Source organism: Klebsiella sp. OBRC7 (assembly GCF_000293135.1).
Taxonomy (GTDB): Bacteria; Pseudomonadota; Gammaproteobacteria; order Enterobacterales; family Enterobacteriaceae; genus Klebsiella; species Klebsiella michiganensis.
In genome coordinates, this window is record NZ_ALNJ01000096.1 from 1 (window position 1) to 3,541 (window position 3,541).

The following is a 3,541-nucleotide window of genomic DNA, read 5'->3' on the forward strand; positions in this document are numbered from 1 at the left end:
CGGATTGGTGATAACATCCACTTTTTTATCAGCCGCGGCGTCGATTTTCGCCTGGCGTTCGGCCAGGGCTTTATCGACGGCTTTCGCCACAATGGCGTCGATCTGTTCTTGAGTAAATTCTTGTGCGAATACGGAAATTGGGCACAGCGCGGCGACGACCGCCATGGTTAATGGCAGCATTTTTACAGTTTTCATCATTATCTCGCTTTTAATAATTCATATATTCAGATAATAGCTATCCCGCCAGGGTAAGCTGGTATATTTATTTCGGGTACAGTTGCTAAATATTGATATAAATTAACGCTGGTATAAATGAATTAACTCTTCCGAAAATTCACGGGCGAGCAGTGAATTCATTAAGTGATCCTGAGCATGGACCATAATTAACGTCATCGGCTGGCGCGCTTCGCCAGCGTCCTGCTCGATAAGCCGGGTCTGCATCTGGTGCGCCCGGCGGGCGTAGCCATCGGCTTCATTCAGAAGCAAGCGCGCTTCATCTATATTACCGTTGCGGGCGCAATGGAGCGCTTCAAAACATAATGAGCGTGACTGGCCCGCATTAACGATAATTTCCATTACCGCATCTTCTAATTCAATCATGATAGATCCTGAGGTCATTAACTTTATTCTTTAAATAATGCAGTGAAAGTCCCTTTTCCGCATTATTTATGCCGTCATCTTAAATATAATATTAAATATAGAGATTAATTATTGGCTGACCGTTTCGGCAACCGGCACTGCGGCTTTTGCTTTTTCAACTTCAGTTTTCATTAACGAGCGTTCATAGGCGCGCAGGAAGGGCAGGTAGATTAGCGCCGACATCACCATGCAAATTAAACACATCACCACCGGGCTTAGCGTCCAGTTTGCAGCCCATGATGCGCCGATAGGCGCCGGCGTCGTCCACGGCGTTAGCGAAACGACCTGGCTGAGCCAGCCGAGGCGCGTCGCCCCGTAAGCCAGAACGGCGTTAATCATCGGCACAAAGACGAACGGGATAAACATCATCGGGTTCATGATAATCGGCGCGCCGAACAGAATCGGTTCATTGATATTAAAGAAGCTCGGTACGATACCCATTTTGCCAATGGTGCGCAGGTGGGTGACGCGGCTACGCAGCAGCAGGAACGCCAGCGGAAGCGTGGAGCCGACGCCGCCAATCAGCAGGTAGTGGTCCCAGAAACCCTGCAGATAGACATGCGGCAGAGCCGCACCGGCCGCCAGCGCTGCCTGGTTCGCCGACAGGTTGGCCATCCAGAAGGGGTTCATAATGCCGGTCACAATCAGCGAGCCGTGGATCCCGGCGAACCAGAAGATCTGGCACATCAGGACGGAAAGCAGGATCGCCGGCAGAGAGTCAGAGGCGGAAACCAGAGGCTCCAGCAGATGCATAATCGCCTGCGGCAGGATCATACCGGTCTGCGCTTCGATAAACAGATTCAGCGGATGCAGGGTCGCGATCACCACCAGCACCGGGATAAGGATTTCAAACGAACGCGCAACGCCGGTCGGCACTTCTTTCGGCAGGCGAATCGTAATGTTGTTCTGCTTTAGCCAGGCGTAAACGCGGGTGGAATAGATGGCGGTGATCAAGGCGGTAAAAATACCCTGACCAGAGAGGTACTGGGTGGAGATTTTGCCATCGGCGTACGGTGCGGCAACCAGTAAGAAAGCCATAAACGCCAGCAGACCGGACATCACCGGGTCGAGCTGGAACTGGCGTCCGAGGCTGGCGCCGATCCCCACCGAAATAAAGAACGTCATCACGCCCATGCTGAGGTTAAACGGCAGCATCAGCTGTTCGCGATACTGCTGGGAGAAGTCCAGCCAGCCGCGGGCGAAACCGTTAGTGGTATCCGGGGAAAAAGGCGGAAAGATAAATACCAGCATGAATGAGCCGATGATCATAAACGGCAGTGCGGCAGTGAAACCATCGCGAATCGCGATAACGTATTTCTGCTGCCCAAGGCGTCCTGCCAGCGGGGTAATTGATTGCTCGATCGCGGCAATCATGGACTGATACAGAGAACTCATTTGCACACCTCTTAATGCGCTTCAATCAGCGACAGGGCATAATCCAGGACGTTGTCTCCCCGCTGCATTCCGTAATCCATGGCGTTAATCGGCTGGACCGGAATATTCAGGGGAGCGGCTTTCTCAGTTAAGTTTTTCAGCATGTATTTCACCTGTGGTCCAAGAAGCACCACCTGGTATTGCGGAAACTGCATGTCAAATTCGGAAACTCCGTAGGCGTCAATCTGCACCGGCAGGTTACGTTCCTTCGCGGCATCAACCATCTTTCTGACCAACAGGCTGGTGGACATTCCGGCAGAGCAGTACAGCATAATCTTGTACATTGACGATCGTCCTCAAAATGTAAAAAGTTATTGCGTGGATGATTTGATATCAGACGGAAACCGGTTTCCATTTATAAAAAACAGAACTGTGATAACCGTCAAGATCTGTCAGTCAAAGGGCGTGTTAATTAGATTTGGCTCACAAATTTTCCTGGTTTTTGCTACGATTTTCCATGAAACGGAAAATCGGTTTCCAAATAAAAAGGGAAACGGATATACTGCCGCTGGTTATTATTGAAGCGATTCAGGTTTAAGGATTTACAGGGATCGGATTGGCCCTGTCAGGGGAAAATAATGTCTACAATCAACGATGTATCGCGGTTAGCTGGGGTGTCTAAAGCCACAGTCTCTCGGGTGTTGAGCGGTTCGCGCGGCGTAAAGGAAGCCAGCCGACAGGCGGTATTGCAGGCGGCGGAAGCGCTTAACTACCGGCCGAATATGATAGCGCAATCTTTGCTGAGCCAGACCACCGGCTGCATCGGCGTCATTTGCGCCCAGGACAACATTAATCAAACCACCAGCTATCTCTACGCGCTGGAAAAACAGCTCAGCCAGCACCAGATGCACCTGCTGCTGCGTTTTGCCAACAGCCGCGACAGAGTGCTGCATTCGCTGGAAGAGTTGACCTGCGGCCTTTGCGATAATGTGTTAATCATCGGCGCGCGGTTTCCGCTCAATATCGACCGGCCCGACGTGGTACTGATTGACTGCCTGGAAAGCGACGGAACGAATAGCATTCAGTTTGACCACGCCTTCGCGGCGGAAACGGCCTGCAACTATCTGATAAGCCAGGGGCGGCGCCAGATTGCGCTAATCCATCCCCAGGCCAGCGGCTTTGCTGACCAGGTTCTTCTGGGCTATAAGCACGCGCTGGAAAAGAATTTTCTGCCGTTCAATCGCAACCTGGTTTTTCTCGACAGCCATTCGCCATCCGTGGCGGTGCAGGAGCTGGTAAACAACGCAACCACCCTGAATTTTAATGCGTTATTGGTGGCCAACGAGCAGCAGGCGCAGCTGGTGGTGCCGCAGCTCCAGGCGTTTAATCGCGCGGTGCCGGAAAAAGTCATGGTGTTCAGCCTGGCGGGCTCGTTACAGCTGCCCGGTATTCCGACGATTCCGGCGATTGAATATTCCATGGACGCGATGGCCAGCCAGATAGTCAACTGGCTGACCGAGAAGACGCA

4 protein-coding genes and 1 pseudogene are annotated in these 3,541 nt (G+C 52.0%); 1 reads left to right on the forward strand and 4 read right to left on the reverse strand.

Translation table 11 applies throughout. The features are described from left to right. The 4 genes and pseudogenes from HMPREF1144_RS20445 to HMPREF1144_RS20460 all read right to left on the reverse strand — a co-directional run. A pseudogene (locus HMPREF1144_RS20445) lies at positions 1-195 on the reverse strand (carbohydrate porin); the annotation flags it as partial. 102 nt (positions 196-297) lie between these two features. Beyond that, positions 298-600: a PTS lactose/cellobiose transporter subunit IIA gene (locus tag HMPREF1144_RS20450; protein ID WP_004855598.1), complete on the reverse strand. Its 303-nt coding sequence runs from the start codon at positions 598-600 to the stop codon at positions 298-300. Between the two features lie 108 nt (positions 601-708). Further along, positions 709-2,034, reverse strand: coding sequence for a PTS cellobiose transporter subunit IIC (locus tag HMPREF1144_RS20455; protein WP_004855595.1), 1,326 nt, complete (start codon positions 2,032-2,034; stop codon positions 709-711). 11 nt (positions 2,035-2,045) lie between these two features. Then, positions 2,046-2,357: a PTS sugar transporter subunit IIB gene (locus HMPREF1144_RS20460; protein WP_009653844.1), complete on the reverse strand. Its 312-nt coding sequence runs from the start codon at positions 2,355-2,357 to the stop codon at positions 2,046-2,048. A 294-nt stretch (positions 2,358-2,651) separates the two neighbouring features. Between HMPREF1144_RS20460 and HMPREF1144_RS20465 the strand changes: the two genes are divergently transcribed. Further along, positions 2,652-3,541, forward strand: an 890-nt coding sequence (locus tag HMPREF1144_RS20465) for a LacI family DNA-binding transcriptional regulator (protein ID WP_042928149.1), incomplete at its 3' end; no start/stop codon positions are given.

What these genes read in the sequence shown, in the direction of transcription:
- HMPREF1144_RS20450 (WP_004855598.1), bottom strand. Translation starts at nt 600, where the DNA reads ATGATTGAATTAGAAGATGCGGTAATGGAAATTATCGTTAATGCGGGC.
- HMPREF1144_RS20455 (WP_004855595.1), bottom strand. Translation starts at nt 2,034, where the DNA reads ATGAGTTCTCTGTATCAGTCCATGATTGCCGCGATCGAGCAATCAATT.
- HMPREF1144_RS20460 (WP_009653844.1), bottom strand. Translation starts at nt 2,357, where the DNA reads ATGTACAAGATTATGCTGTACTGCTCTGCCGGAATGTCCACCAGCCTG.